This is a genomic window from Salicola sp. AFF1 (assembly GCF_056783195.1).
This window is the reverse complement of the sequence record NZ_JBXAYL010000006.1, coordinates 84240-97376: the sequence shown is the minus strand read 5'-3', so window position 1 is coordinate 97376 and position 13137 is coordinate 84240. Positions and strand designations below refer to the sequence as shown.

The following is a 13137-nucleotide window of genomic DNA, read 5'->3' as shown; positions in this document are numbered from 1 at the left end:
ACAACCATGCCGGTATATCAGGATGGGCAGGACTATGGCGGGACTTCTCGACAACGTGAATCAGCGTACCCAGATGGTGGGGCAGAACAGGCTGGAGTTGCTTCTTTTTCAGCTTAAGGGGAATCAGCTTTATGGCATCAATGTGTTCAAGGTTCGGGAAGTGCTTCCCTGTCCGCCCCTGTCCGCTATCCCGCACCGTCATCCCGTTGTAAGAGGGGTCTCCTATGTCCGTGGGGAAACGGTTCCCATCATTGACACCGGGATGGCGATTGGCAAGCAGCCAATGACCGAGGAAGAGCTGGCGGAATCGCTGGTGATTGTTTCCGAGTATAATCGCAAGACACAGGGGTTCCTGGTCCGACGCGTGGAGCGCATCGTAAATCTTAACTGGGAGGATGTGCACCCGCCGCCCAAACGGGCTATGGCCGAGTACCTGACGGCGGTGACCGAGCTGGAGGAGAAACTGGTGGAGGTTCTGGATGTTGAGAAAGTCCTGGCTGAGGTGTCGCCCATTGATGACACCGTAAGCGAGTCTTTCGAGTCTACCCTGGACACCAGTGGCGACGGCGCCATGCGGGTTCTGGTGGTGGATGATTCGTCGGTTGCCAGGGGCCAGATCAAGCGCTGTATGGAAGCCGTTGGGCTGGAAGTCGTGATCCGCAACGATGGTCGCCAGGCTCTGGATTACCTTGAATCACTGGTTGCGGATGGCAGCTCGATCCATGATCATCTTGCGCTGATGATTTCCGACGTGGAGATGCCGGAGATGGATGGGTACACGCTGGTGACGCGGTGTAAGAACAATCCGGCATTGGAACCCCTTTATATTATGCTTCATACCTCTCTCAGTGGCGTCTTCAACCAGTCAATGGTCGAAAAAGTGGGGGCTGATGCGTTCATGGCAAAATTCAACCCCAATGAGCTTGCCGAGCGGGTCATGGCGGTGATCGACCAGCAAGAGCATATATCGTCCTAGGTGGAGGGGTAGAATCTGATGAGTTCCGAAATCAGCCAGGAGGATTATCGCGCTTTCAAGGAGTTTCTGCAGGACGCTTCTGGCATCCTTCTGGGCGATAACAAGCAGTATCTGGTGAAGAGTCGTCTGCGTAAAATCATCGCGGACAAGCAGTTCAACAGTCTCGGTGAGCTCGTCCAGCGCTTACGCCAGAATCCCCGCAGTGAGCTGCGTGAAACTGTTATCGATGCCATGACCACCAACGAAACGCTCTGGTTCCGGGATACCCATCCGTTCCGGATCCTGGAAGAGCAGCTGCTACCGGAAATGGCCGCGGAGAACACCAGCCAGCCGTTGCGGATCTGGTCAGCCGCCTGTTCAACGGGCCAGGAACCTTATTCCATCGCCATGGTGATCAGTGAATACCGCCGTCGTAATCCCGGTCGGTTGAGGCGTCCCGTGGAGCTTCTGGCCACCGATGTGTCCAAACCGGTGGTGGATGCGGCCAGGGAGGGGACCTATGAGCTTCTGGCCCTGGGGAGGGGACTATCGGCAGACCGGCAGAAGCAGTATTTCACCCAGCTGGCATCCGGCAGCTGGCAGGTCAAGAAAGAAATCCGGGATATGGTGACCTTCCGGGAACACAACCTGCTGGAGCGGTTCAACTTCGGGAAGTTCGACATCATCTTTTGCCGCAATGTGCTGATCTACTTTTCGAGCGAGCTCAAGCAGGACATCCTGTTACGCACCCATGGGGCGCTCAGGAGTGGCGGCTACCTGATCCTGGGGGCTTCCGAGTCCCTTAATGGGCTCAATGAGTATTACGAAATGGTCCAGTGCCGCCCTGGCATTATCTATCGGGCAAAATGAGTGTTGCGTTCGCCCCATGTTTTGCGTACAGTCTGCGCCCATCAAACGAGGCGGCGTTCAACGCCCCCGTTCCGATCATAGGAGAGGTGTCCGAGTGGTCGAAGGAGCGCGCCTGGAAAGCGCGTGTACGTACTGCGTACCGAGGGTTCGAATCCCTCCCTCTCCGCCAATACAAAAACCCGGCCCTGTGCCGGGTTTTTTTATGGCCTGAGGGCAGGGTGAGAAGCCTCGCGGGTTCGACCGAGGCCTGCGTAAGCAGGCCGAGGAACGCCTGAGCGAAGCGAAGGCGGCCCCCGAAGGGGGTGAGGCGCGCAGCGCCGAATCATCCCTCCCTCTCCGCCAATACAAAAACCCGGCCCTGTGCCGGGTTTTTTTATGGCCTGAAGCCCGAGCGTCCTAGGCGTTGCCGAAAGCCGTCATGGCCATTGATGCCCGGGCCTCCGCTTGTTCCGGCACTTTCTCCATCTTCTCAACCCAGTTCAAGCGGGGCAGCAAGCCCTTACCATTGGCGATCTGTATGGCGAGCCCCGGGCGGGCATTGAGTTCGAGCATCAGGGGGCCCCGGTGACGGTCGACCACGATGTCCGCACCGAGATAACCCAGCCCTGTAAGGTCATGGCAGCGTGCTGAGAGGGTGAGCAGGTGCTGCCAGTCCGGAATCGCGATCTGGTTGAGATCAAAGCCGGTATCCGGGTGACTGTGCACGCGGCTGGAGTGCTGGACCGCATGAATGCAGCGGCCAGTGGCAAGATCCAGGCCTACGCCGATCGCTCCTTGGTGCAGGTTGGCTTTACCGTCACTGGCGTGTGTGGAGAGCCGTAGCATGGCCATCACCGGTATGCCGCGGAAGATGATGACACGGATGTCGGGAACGCCTTCCACCGACAGGGGTTCGAAGTAGGGGTCCGCCTCAATCAGATCTTCAATGATTGCGGTATCGGGGGCTCCGGCCAGCGAATGCAGACCTGCGAGTATGTTGGAGCAGTGACGCTGTAGATCCGTCAGTGACAGGGATTGACCAGAGGCTTTGAGGAACTGGTCGCCGTCCCGGCTGGGGACGACCAGGATGCCTTTGCCGCCAGCACCCCGCGAGGGTTTGATGGTGAACTGTTGCCGGGAATCAAGTCGCTCCTCAAGGTTGCGCACGCCATGCTGGGTATGGATGACATCCCTCAGCGTAGGGGTTGCCACGCCATGGGCCATGGCGCGCTCCTTGGTGAGCTTCTTGTCATCGACCAGAGGGTAGAGCCGGCGTTCATTGTAGCGCGCGATGTAGGCCAGGTTGCGACGGTTCATGCCCAGCATGCCGCGCTTGTGGAGGGCCGCGGGCGATACCAGCATCAGTCGTACTCCGCCATGGAACGGAATCGGTAGAGTTCAGACAGCTTGTAGCCCGTGTACTGCCCCACAAGCAGGATCAGGGCGAGAATGATGAGGTGGATTTCCGGGAAGTTGAAGGTGAGGTGCTGGATCACGGACCAGCGCATCAGGCTATAGGCCAGAATGGCCACAAGCAGGCTGCCTCCCCCTTGGATGAAGACTTCCCGGGGGCCCTGCTCCTCCCAGATGACCGACATCCGCTCAATGGTCCAGGCAATGATGATCATTGGGAAGAAGGTGATGGTCATGCCCAGGTCCAGGCCCATTTCATGCCCGAAAATACTCAGAAGTCCGGTGAGAAGGACGACGAGAACAATCATGGCGGCAATGCGGGCGACCAGAAGGAGGTTCAGGCGCGAAAGGTACCCCCGCAGGAGCAGTCCCAGGCCAACAATCGTCAGGAAGGCGGTCAGCCCGGGCAGCAGGGTGGTCTGGATAAAGGCCAGTGCGATCAGTACCGGCATGAAAGTGCCGGACGTCTGGATACCGATAACCACACGCATGAACGCCACAACCAGGGCGCCCACTGGAAGAAGCAGCAGTAGCTTCAGCATGCCCTGCTCTTCGATGGGCAGTTGATAGAGGCTGATGTAGCCCATGGGCTGGTCCGCGGAGCTCTGGTCCTGGGCCAGGTCAAGTGCCGGGATGCTCTGGCGCATCATGGAGAAACGTACCTGGGAGTTCTGGCCGCCCATGACATCAAGTACCGGCCCGCTGGTTCGGTGCCAGACCAGAGTGTTGTCACTGATGCCCTTCTGGCCGCCGCGCTCCAGATCGTATAGGTTCCAGGACTGGTCGAAGTAGACATCGACCAGCGGCTGCAGGCTCTGGTTGCGGCGTGCATCCTCGAGTTTCAGGCCCATGGCGAGACGGGCAGGAACGCCTGACTGGTTGAGCAGACGGACAACCAGCTGTTCAGGCGAATGCCGGTCCAGAAGCAGTGTCGCATTCTGGTCATTGGGGTTCTGGACGGCCTTGATCAGTTCACGGGTCAGGCTTGCGGGTGTGCTGGAGCGCCGCATAGCGGTTTCCAGAAGGTCCGAAGCTGCCGTTGCCTGGGGCTCCTCCCATATGATCGGCTGAGGGTCGGAAGGCGCCGCCCCTTCGCCGTTACGCCGGGCGGAACCATCCCCTGCCGGGGCGAACTGGACCTTGTAGTACAGGGTTTGCGGGCCGGTTGCTTCACGTTTCGACCATTCCCCGCGACGGCCGTTGGATTCGGAAACCCGGGAGAATCCGTATCCGGGTGAGGCGGCCTGTTCCGAAATGATGTGGTAGCCCGGCGGGTCGTCCGGCAGGCTCAGGCTTGCCAGCGTTTCCTCGCCCAGAGCCACGAAATCAATGCGCGCTTCCACAAGCCACACTGGCACATCATTTTCCGGTAACAGGGGGAGGTCCAGCCGGTCGTGGCGCAACCACATCAGAGAACTGCCGATCAGGATCAGGGCGGATACCGCAATGAAAAACAGCGAGCGTTGACTCATTCTTCACCCTCAACATCGCCGGCTGCCTGTTTCAGCGCTTTCCGGTCGCTGAGCACGTACTGGCGGGAGACATCGACCGCGAACAGGTCCTTGAGGATATTGCGTCCGATCAGGGCGGGGTAGGTCAGACGCTTGCGGTTGGCCAGGGTGAACTCGGCCACGCGCTCAATGGGGCCGATACGGAACTGCAACTCAATAACAGCGCGCCTTTCGTGATCCTCGTTCGAGGCCTGGATGATCCTGACAAAGCGGGATACCGGGCGCTCCAGTTCCACCGAACCACTGTTGGCGAAATGCTCCCCGGCAATGGTGAAGCGAACGTAATCATCGCCGTCGCGCTCAAAGAATTCGATGTCCCTTGCATCAAGCGAGGACGTGTTGGCGCCGGTATCAACGCGGGCTTCAAAAAGATGATCCGGCGGCAGCAGGCGCACGCCTTCCACCGAGCCGATGGTTGTAAGGCCGGAACACTGCTCGCTTCCGCCGCGAGGGGCGGAGGTCAGTATGGGGCAGGTGTCGCCATCCTCGGCGGTTTTGTTGGACGCCAGGTGGCGGTTTGTGGCACTGCGCAACCGTTCCATCTGGCTCTGGAGGTTAGCGAAACCGCGCTGTTGCTGCTCAGACACGCTGCGTTGTTCACCCAGCATGGTGTTGATAAGAATCTGTTGCGACGCGAGTTGGTCCTGTTGCTGCGCCATCTGTGTCTTGAGCACCTTCAGTTCCCGCTCTGTGGCGTTGGAGGCGGTAAAGTGGGTGCAGCCGGCACTTACCAGCGCCGCGAAAAGAATCAGGATGCGTAGCGCAGCTGGCATAGGGGTCCTCATCAATGAAGTGGCGTCCGTTCAGACACGGGGGAGTATAGAGGCTGCGCTTTTCTTTGACGATGGGGCTTGGTTGAAGCGGTGGTTACCAAAGTGATAGACTTCGCTTTCTCAGCGACGGCGGGTTGTCGTCGGCCTGAGCGCGATGGTGGTCCTGCTGGTGCCTTCGCAACGATAAACCGTGAACCCGGTCAGGCCCGGAAGGGAGCAGCCGTAGCGGTGGATTCGTGTGCCGGAGTGTCGCTGGCAGGCCACCCCCAGTTTTTCCTTTCCCGATCTTTGATCCCCGGCCAATCCCTCTGCTTGCCAGCGTAAGACAAGGCCGTGATAAGGTATCCCATCAGATAATGGATGGTCCGGCATGACGTATCAGGTACTGGCGCGTAAATGGCGTCCCTCCCGGTTTCAGGATCTAGTGGGCCAGGAGCATGTGCTCAAGGCGTTGGTCCATGGGCTGGATCAGGATCGGTTGCATCAGGCGTTTCTGTTTACAGGAACCCGGGGCGTGGGCAAGACCACGATCGGCCGGATCCTTGCCCGTTGCCTGAGCTGCGAACAGGGCATCAGTTCCAATCCCTGTGGCGAGTGCGACAGCTGCCGGGAGATCATGGAGGGGCGGTTCGTTGACCTGATCGAGATTGACGCCGCCTCCCAGACCCGGGTCGAGGACATGCGGGAGTTGCTGGACAATGTCCAGTACTCGCCAACCCGGGGGCGATTCCGGATTTACCTCATCGACGAGGTTCACATGCTGTCCAGCCACAGCTTCAATGCGCTGCTGAAAACGCTGGAAGAGCCCCCGGACCACGTCAAGTTCCTCCTGGCGACCACCGACCCCCAGAAGCTGCCGGTCACGATCCTCTCCCGGTGTCTGCAGTTCAACCTCAAGCGGCTGGGCCCGGAACTGATCGTTTCCCATCTTGAGCATATCCTGACCCGGGAAGGCATCGCGTATGAGAACAGTGCGCTCTGGCTGCTGGGGCGTGCGGCAGATGGCAGCATGCGTGACGCGCTGAGCCTGACCGACCAGGCGGTGGCCTTTAATGGGGGGCAGCTGGAGTCCGGGAGCGTCAGCCGGATGCTGGGCACGCTGGACCGGGCGGATATCTTCCGCATGCTGAATGCGTTGGTTGAGCGCGATGGCCGGATACTGCTTGAAGAGGTGAACCGGATCGCCGAGTTCGCGCCTGATTACAGCGCTGTTCTGGCGGACATGCTGGATGTGTTCCATCGCATTTCGCTGGAACAGGCAATTCCAGGAAGCAATGATAACAGCCAGGGCGACCAGGAGCGCATTCAGGGCCTGGCCCGACAGTTGAGCCCGGAGGATGCACAACTCTTCTATCAGACAGCATTGACGGCCCGGCGGGATCTGGCGATTACGCCGGATGCCCGTATGGGGTTTGAAATGGCGTTGCTGCGGATGTTGGCCTTCCGGCCGGAACCCGTTGAAACGCCTCCCAGGGCAGGACAGCCTGTATTGCAGTCCGGTACTGAGGAGGCGGACTCGGCGCCTGAGGCGCCTGCGCCGGCATCAGAGCCCCAGCCGGAGCCTGATCCCGTCTCTGAGCGCGAGCCTGAACCGGAGCCGGAACCAGAGCCGGAGCCGGAACCGCCGGCCGAGCCTCCCATACCGGAGGATGAGGCAGACCGCAATGCGGGCCAGGCAGCACCCCAAGCAGCGCCAGACGTTCCAGTGGGCACCGAAGCTGACACCGGCGAGTACGCCACGGCGCCTGAGCAGGGTACAGCTGACGGTTTTGAATGGTGCCGGGATTTTGAGGCACTTGCGCTGCAGGGCATGCCGGCATCGCTCGCCGCCAATGCGGCCTGTCACGAGGAAGAAGGGGCCTGGGTGCTGACCCTGGCGTCCGGCCATTACCAACTCCTGCATGAGCGCCATCAGCAGCGCATCCGCGAGGCTGTCGAGGCCGCAGTTGGTGGTCGCATTACACTTGTATTCCGCGAAGGCGACCCGGGCGAGGCGACCCCGGAGGCGTTTCGCCGGGCCAGGGTGGAAGAGGCTCGGGCCAAGGCGGTAAGTGCCATTCACGGTGATCCGGTGGTGCAGCAGATTATTGAGCGCTTCGGTGGTTACGTGGTGGAAGACAGTATACAGCCCCCGCAAGGCCAGGGGGCGACAGACGGCAGAGAGGTAGCACGATGAAGGGTGGTATGAACGACATCATGAAGCAGGCGCAGAAGATGCAGGAAGACCTGCAGCAGGCGCAGGAAGAGATCGCGAAAGCCGAGGTGACCGGAGAATCCGGTGCCGGCATGGTCAAGGTCACCATGAACGGGCGCCATGATGTGCGCAATGTGGATATTGATCCATCGCTGATGGATGAGGACCGGGAGGTGCTGGAGGATCTGATGGCCGCGGCGGTGAACGATGCGGTACGCCGGGTCGAAGAGTACCAGAAAGAAAAGATGGGCAATATGACCCAGGGTATGGGCATGCCGCCCGGTTTCAACATGCCATCCTGAGTGCGGAGGCGGCATGAATCTGAGTCCACGTCTTGAAGCGCTGATTGAGGCGTTGCAGTGCCTGCCAGGCGTAGGCCGCAAATCGGCCCAGCGCATGGCGTTCCAGCTGCTTGAGCGCAACCGGGACGGGGCTGCCACGCTGGCGCATCAGCTGGAGGATGCTCTCGCCAACATTGGCCGCTGTGAACGCTGCCAGACCTTTACGGAAGATCGGCTCTGTCCGGTCTGCGCTGACGAGCGCCGGGACAGTTCGCTGATGTGCGTGGTGGAATCGCCTGCCGATCTTGCCGCCATTGAGCAGTCAGGGGATTACCGGGGCTATTACTTTGTGCTGCTCGGACACCTCTCGCCCATTGACGGCATTGGTCCTGAGGACATTGGCGTGGATCGACTGTTGGCACAGATCCAGGAGCGGGGGGTTACCGAACTCATTATGGCCACCAATGCGACAGTGGAAGGTGATGCCACCGCCCATTACATCGCCGATCGTGTGGATCCGGCAACCGTGTCCATTACACGTCCTGCTCAGGGGCTACCCGTGGGCGGTGAGCTAGGCGGTGTGGATGGCGGCACCCTCAGCCATGCCCTGCGTGGTCGCCGCCCGCTGGCTGGGGAGCGGGGCGGCTGATGACGCATCCCGATCCCGATCAAGCGAGTTGGCTGGCAACGCCGGAACAGTTGGATCACTGGCTGGCCAACTGCCCAGACAACCAGCCCGTGGGCATTGACTCCGAATTTGAGCGGGTGAGCACATTCTACGCCATCCCCGGCCTGGTCCAGCTGGCTGTCGCGGGCCATATTGCATTGGTTGAACCTGTGGCCGTTGAGGGCTCGCGCGTGCTGCAACGCCTGCTCGAGGACCCGGAGCGAGTGAAGCACCTCTACGCCATGAGTGAAGACATCGAGCTGTTCCGGGACTGGCTCGGGATCCGGGTTCGAAGCGCGCTGGATCTTCAGCTCGCGGCCGCATTCGCGGGCCATGGCATGTCCGTGGGCTATGCGCGGCTTGTTGAGTCCTGTCTGGGCGTGTCGCTGGGCAAGGGCGAAACACGCTCCGATTGGCTGGCGCGCCCGCTCTCCCACGGTCAGCTCTATTACGCTGTCGCCGATGTTCATTATCTGGCGCCTCTCCATGAACAGTTGATGGCGCAGGTAGAAGAGAGAGGCTTCAGGCAGGCCCTGGCCGAGGAAAGTGAGGCCTGGTGTGAACGCCAGAGCGTAGCGGACCCGCCGGAGCGCTACTATCTGCGGTTGAGCGGCGCCTGGCGGCTGCGCCCCGGCAACCAGGCCGTCCTGCGGGCGCTGTGTGCCTGGCGTGAACGACGTTGCCGTGAGCTGGACCGGCCCCGAGGGCGGGTGGTGGAAGACCGCCTCCTGATCCAGCTGGCGCAGGCATTGCCGCGCAGCACTGGGGAACTGGCGGGCGTCGAGGGCATGCCCAAGAGCGTTGTCAGGCGCGAAGGTGAGGCTATTCTGGGGGTGATTTCGGAAGTGGTCGAAGGGCCTCAACAGGCGCTGGAACCGATACCATCGCCGCTGACCCGGGAGGAGAAACACTGTTACCGCCGTGTGAAGCGGGTACTTGCGGAGCAGGCAGAGGCCTGGGGGTTGCCGCCGGAACTCATTGCATCAAGGCGGTATCTCGAACCGGCTGTTCGTACGGGTCTCCGTGAAGGACGACTGCCCGGGCTGCTGGTGGAAGGGTGGCGCGGTACGATATTGTCATCCCGCAACGAGGAACTGGAAGCCTGTTTTAATGAGTGAAAAGCACCTAATCAGCATCTATCGCAGCAGCAAGCGTGAAGGCATGTATGTGTTCGTTCCCCGGGAAACCGACCCGGCCACGCTGCCCTCAACGCTGATCACGCACTTCGGGCAGCCGGTGCATGCCATGGACCTGGTGTTGACCCCCGAGCGTAAGCTGGCACGGGCCAGCGCGGCCGATGTAATCCAGGCGATCCGTGACCAGGGCTTCTATCTGCAGATGCCGCCCAAAGAGCCGGGAGTCACGGAGTAGGCCCATGGAAATGCTGCTGACTGAGTACAATATTGCCTGGACGGTGTATCTGGCGGGGTTTCTCGTGGTCTACCGCTTCTGGTGCCGCATTGTGTGGTGGCTGCCGGGGCGGATCCTGAGGCAGTTCATAAAGGGGGTGTTCGCGGTGGTGCTTCTGACGCCCGTGGCGTCCGAGCGCGCGGCGGACTGGCTGGTTCCCGCTTGGCTGAATCTCTTCTACGCCATCGTTCTCGACCAGCCGGAGGTGATGAGCCGGACGCTGTTCGTCTATTCCCTGGCCGCGACCGTGATGCTTGTCGCGCTGGCCCTGGATGCCTCATGGGCCAGGTACCGGCGCCGCAGAACCTGATTGCAGGGCCTTGCTTTCATTCTGCCGCATTCCTGCTATAGGTTGAATGAACATCAGGTTTTCGTGCTTTCCAGACATCCCATCAAATAGGGCCGCCATGGAACAGTCAGTACTCAGATCGGTTCGTGCCCTGCTGCTCATCATGATCCTTGCAGGCACTGTGTTGGTGACCGCGCAGGCGCAGCAGGAAGACACCCAGGCCCCGGAACTGCCCTCGAACATCGATGTACGGTTTGTGATGGATGTCTCCGGGAGCATGAAGCGAACGGATCCAGGCAACCTGCGCAGCGAAGCGGTGCCCATGCTGGCGGAGCTCATGCCTGAAGGGGCCCAAAGTGGCCTCTGGACCTTTGGCCGCTATGTGAACATGCTGGTGCCGCTGGAAGAGGTGGACGATCAGTGGCGCCAGCAGATGCGCGACGCCCGCTCTGAAATTGGTTCCCCTGGCCAGTACACCCATATCGGCCGGGCCCTTCAAACCGCAACCGAAGACTTCTGGCCTGGTGGGGATTACAGCAATACCCATGTCGTCCTCCTGACCGATGGCATGGTGGATGTCCCTCAGGGGGAGGCGGCCAGCCGCAAGGAACGCAAGCGGATTCTTGATGAAGTGGTTGCGCGTTTTGAAAAGCACGGCGCCCACCTGCATACACTGGCCCTGTCCGATGAAGCCGACCGGCCTCTGCTGGAACAGCTCGCGGCAGAGACGGGGGGGCATCATGCCATCGCCCGTAATGATTCGGAGTTGATCAGGGCATTCCTGTCGGCCTTTGGGGCCGCATCTCCCACGGAAGAAGTGCCCCTGGAGAACAATGGTTTCTCTGTGGATGACAGCGTGGATGAATTCACCGCGTTGATTTTCAGGGACGAAGGGAGCGAATCGGCAGAGCTTGTGGCCCCCTCCGGCGAGCGCGTTACCCGTGACAGCCTGCCACAGGAGGCCCGCTGGCACCGTGCGGCCACCTATGACCTGGTGACCATTCCGGAGCCGGAAACAGGGCGGTGGGAGGTGGATGCCATGGTGGGGCCGGACAGCCGCATCAAGGTGGTCAGCGAATTGCGCATGGCGATGGCCGACCTTCCGGCGCGATTTTTTGCATCGGATGTTCTGGATCTGGAGGTAGCCTTCTACGAGGACGGAGACAGGCTCACGGATAAGGACTTTCTGGGGGTAATGGATGTCCGGGCTGAAATCCGCAATGAGCAGGGCGATCGGCAGGGAACCGTCCAGCTTTCCGGGGGCCAGGTACCCGCCAATGGTGTTTTCAGCGGCGAGATCGCAACCCTGACCAAGCCTGGCCGGTACGAGGTTCGGCTTATTGGTGAGGGAGAGACCTTTCAGCGCAGTCAACGCCAGGAAGTCACGCTGGCGCCGCCCTTCGATACGGAAATCCAGGGGCTGGGCAGTGGAGGCGACAGCCGTTGGGTGTTCCGTGTTATGCCGCGGGATCCGGGGCTCGCCCCGGACAGCATCCAGGTTGAGGCCAGGGTCACTGACCCGCAGGGAAAAACCAGGAACCGGGTCCTGGAGCCGGGCTCCGGTGGGCAAAACCGGGTGATGACGCTCACAGGCGAGCACGGCGACGGGGTGTACCAGGTCCGCCTCAGTATGCAGGCGGAAACCCAGGACGGGCGTCCCGTGTCATTGAGTACACCTGCCTTCGAGGCGCAAATCCCGCGCACGGGCGACACGGCTGACTACCAGACGCTTGCCTCCCAGCCACAACAACCCGTGTCGGCACCGGCTCCCGACCCAGAGCCGGAAGCAGAGCCAGAGTCACAAGCGCCATTGTTTAACCCGCAACCCGTGGAGAAGCCGGATAAGAAGGCCCAAACGGAAGCCGGCATCAACTGGTTGCTATGGGGGGGAGCCACCGGTGGCCTTGTGGGTCTGGGAGCGGTAGCCGGTGGGCTGTGGTGGTGGCTGCGCCGTCGCCGCGCCTCTGGCGCCCCGAAGAAGCCCAAGGAGAAGGAGAGCGCACCGGCACCGGAAAGCGAAGTCAAGGAGGCCGAGACCGAGGAGCCGGCCATGGAAGCGGAACTGGAGCCGGAGGAAGAACAGGCCCAGGAGCCAGGACCGGATGACGGCACATCGCTCGCCGAAGCCGCCGCTGCCTATCAGGCACAACAGGGAGGCGCCGACGACGCGGAAGAAGCCAGTGCGGCAGAGTTGACAGAGGAATCCGCGGAACCTGGTTCTGAGGAGAACACCTCAGCGTCTGACGAGGCACTGGAGCCCGAGGGGCAGGATGAATCCGAGGTGGCGGAAGAGGCCGTCCCGACGGTTGAGGATAGCGGCGCCGAAGAGCCTGTTCAGGAACAGGAAGAAGACGAGCTCGTTACGCAAGCGGAGGGTGATGAAGCCCTTGGTGAGGAGGCGCCGGCTGGTGCCGACGAGGAGGCGGCTGAGGAAAGCGATGAAGCTGTCCCAACCGTCGGTGATGAAGACGCTCAGGAGGTTCCTGAAGATCCTGGAGCCCTGGCTGATCAGATTCTTGAGGAAAACCAGGCGAATGAGGATAACGCCGATGACGACGAGTTCTCGCTGGAGGACTTTGATATATCCGAATTCGATGATCTGCCCGACCAGGGAGAACAAGCGGACTCTGAAAAGCCGAACAGCGAGGAGGATGACGGCAATCGCTGATTGCCACTGACCGCCAGCTGTGCTCCGCTTACTTGTTGGCCCCGACCCCCTGCCTATATACTCCGACCCTTGCAGAAGGCCGGCCCCGCTCCCAAGGGGTATCGCGGCCGCCAGTTTCCTGATCGAG

Annotated in this window: 12 protein-coding genes, 1 tRNA gene and 2 other RNA genes; 12 read left to right on the top strand and 3 right to left on the bottom strand. The window is 61.0% G+C overall.

From position 1 onward, the window contains the following. Positions 1-34: 34 nt before the first annotated feature. The 4 genes from AC1RQI_RS05700 to AC1RQI_RS05685 all read left to right on the top strand — a co-directional run bounded on the left by AC1RQI_RS05700 (position 35) and on the right by AC1RQI_RS05685 (position 2167). Positions 35-976 (top strand): chemotaxis protein CheV, encoded by a 942-nt coding sequence (locus AC1RQI_RS05700; protein ID WP_481904005.1) that lies wholly within the window; start codon positions 35-37, stop codon positions 974-976. Positions 977-994: 18 nt separating this feature from the next. After that, positions 995-1825 carry a CheR family methyltransferase gene (locus tag AC1RQI_RS05695; RefSeq protein ID WP_416634641.1) on the top strand — a complete coding sequence of 277 codons (831 nt, stop codon included), beginning with the start codon at positions 995-997 and terminating at the stop codon, positions 1823-1825. A gap of 80 nt (positions 1826-1905) precedes the next feature. Further along, positions 1906-1994: transfer RNA gene (locus AC1RQI_RS05690), tRNA-Ser, on the top strand. Positions 1995-2023: 29 nt separating this feature from the next. Then, a non-coding RNA gene (locus AC1RQI_RS05685) (RtT sRNA) lies at positions 2024-2167 on the top strand. A 54-nt stretch (positions 2168-2221) separates the two neighbouring features. Here AC1RQI_RS05685 and AC1RQI_RS05680 read toward each other — a convergent pair. The 3 genes from AC1RQI_RS05680 to AC1RQI_RS05670 are packed head-to-tail and all read right to left on the bottom strand — an operon-like array spanning position 2222 to position 5501. Further along, positions 2222-3166 carry an alpha-L-glutamate ligase-like protein gene (locus AC1RQI_RS05680; protein ID WP_416634640.1) on the bottom strand — a complete coding sequence of 315 codons (945 nt, stop codon included), beginning with the start codon at positions 3164-3166 and terminating at the stop codon, positions 2222-2224. Continuing rightward, entirely contained in the window at positions 3166-4689 is a 1524-nt protein-coding gene (locus tag AC1RQI_RS05675; RefSeq protein ID WP_481904004.1) for an inactive transglutaminase family protein, read from the bottom strand. The genes AC1RQI_RS05680 and AC1RQI_RS05675 overlap by 1 nt, the downstream gene beginning before the upstream one ends. Further along, the gene (locus tag AC1RQI_RS05670) at positions 4686-5501 is read right to left on the bottom strand and encodes an ATP-dependent zinc protease family protein (protein ID WP_481904003.1); all 816 of its coding nucleotides are present in this window, start codon (positions 5499-5501) and stop codon (positions 4686-4688) included. Before AC1RQI_RS05670 ends, AC1RQI_RS05675 begins: the two co-directional genes overlap by 4 nt. Positions 5502-5665: 164 nt before the next feature. Between AC1RQI_RS05670 and ffs the strand changes: the two genes are divergently transcribed. The 8 genes from ffs (at position 5666) to AC1RQI_RS05630 (ending at position 13010) form a co-directional block, all read left to right on the top strand. Beyond that, an RNA gene (ffs, locus tag AC1RQI_RS05665) (signal recognition particle sRNA small type) lies at positions 5666-5762 on the top strand. Between the two features lie 109 nt (positions 5763-5871). Continuing rightward, positions 5872-7677, top strand: coding sequence for a DNA polymerase III subunit gamma/tau (gene dnaX, locus AC1RQI_RS05660; RefSeq protein ID WP_481904002.1), 1806 nt, complete (start codon positions 5872-5874; stop codon positions 7675-7677). After that, positions 7674-7997, top strand: a complete 324-nt coding sequence (locus AC1RQI_RS05655; RefSeq protein ID WP_416634636.1) for a YbaB/EbfC family nucleoid-associated protein — start codon at positions 7674-7676, stop codon at positions 7995-7997. The genes dnaX and AC1RQI_RS05655 overlap by 4 nt, the downstream gene beginning before the upstream one ends. 13 nt (positions 7998-8010) lie before the next feature. After that, complete coding sequence (gene recR / locus AC1RQI_RS05650; protein WP_416634635.1) at positions 8011-8625, top strand: recombination mediator RecR; 615 nt, start codon at positions 8011-8013, stop codon at positions 8623-8625. Next, on the top strand, positions 8625-9761 hold the full coding sequence (locus tag AC1RQI_RS05645; protein WP_481904001.1) for a ribonuclease D: 1137 nt from the start codon (positions 8625-8627) through the stop codon (positions 9759-9761). The genes recR and AC1RQI_RS05645 overlap by 1 nt, the downstream gene beginning before the upstream one ends. Next, positions 9754-10014, top strand: a complete 261-nt coding sequence (locus tag AC1RQI_RS05640; protein ID WP_416634633.1) for a YcgL domain-containing protein — start codon at positions 9754-9756, stop codon at positions 10012-10014. Before AC1RQI_RS05645 ends, AC1RQI_RS05640 begins: the two co-directional genes overlap by 8 nt. Positions 10015-10018: 4 nt before the next feature. Beyond that, positions 10019-10363 (top strand): hypothetical protein, encoded by a 345-nt coding sequence (locus tag AC1RQI_RS05635; protein WP_416634632.1) that lies wholly within the window; start codon positions 10019-10021, stop codon positions 10361-10363. A 97-nt stretch (positions 10364-10460) separates the two neighbouring features. Then, positions 10461-13010 carry a VWA domain-containing protein gene (locus AC1RQI_RS05630; protein ID WP_481904000.1) on the top strand — a complete coding sequence of 850 codons (2550 nt, stop codon included), beginning with the start codon at positions 10461-10463 and terminating at the stop codon, positions 13008-13010. The last annotated feature ends 127 nt before the right edge of the window (positions 13011-13137 follow it).

Coding starts and splice junctions, on each gene's coding strand:
- dnaX (WP_481904002.1), top strand. CDS start 5,872: ATGACGTATCAGGTACTGGCGCGTAAATGGCGTCCCTCCCGGTTTCAG.
- AC1RQI_RS05640 (WP_416634633.1), top strand. CDS start 9,754: ATGAGTGAAAAGCACCTAATCAGCATCTATCGCAGCAGCAAGCGTGAA.
- AC1RQI_RS05630 (WP_481904000.1), top strand. CDS start 10,461: ATGGAACAGTCAGTACTCAGATCGGTTCGTGCCCTGCTGCTCATCATG.
- AC1RQI_RS05680 (WP_416634640.1), bottom strand. CDS start 3,166: ATGCTGGTATCGCCCGCGGCCCTCCACAAGCGCGGCATGCTGGGCATG.
- AC1RQI_RS05695 (WP_416634641.1), top strand. CDS start 995: ATGAGTTCCGAAATCAGCCAGGAGGATTATCGCGCTTTCAAGGAGTTT.
- AC1RQI_RS05635 (WP_416634632.1), top strand. CDS start 10,019: ATGGAAATGCTGCTGACTGAGTACAATATTGCCTGGACGGTGTATCTG.
- AC1RQI_RS05675 (WP_481904004.1), bottom strand. CDS start 4,689: ATGAGTCAACGCTCGCTGTTTTTCATTGCGGTATCCGCCCTGATCCTG.
- AC1RQI_RS05670 (WP_481904003.1), bottom strand. CDS start 5,501: ATGCCAGCTGCGCTACGCATCCTGATTCTTTTCGCGGCGCTGGTAAGT.
- recR (WP_416634635.1), top strand. CDS start 8,011: ATGAATCTGAGTCCACGTCTTGAAGCGCTGATTGAGGCGTTGCAGTGC.
- AC1RQI_RS05700 (WP_481904005.1), top strand. CDS start 35: ATGGCGGGACTTCTCGACAACGTGAATCAGCGTACCCAGATGGTGGGG.
- AC1RQI_RS05645 (WP_481904001.1), top strand. CDS start 8,625: ATGACGCATCCCGATCCCGATCAAGCGAGTTGGCTGGCAACGCCGGAA.
- AC1RQI_RS05655 (WP_416634636.1), top strand. CDS start 7,674: ATGAAGGGTGGTATGAACGACATCATGAAGCAGGCGCAGAAGATGCAG.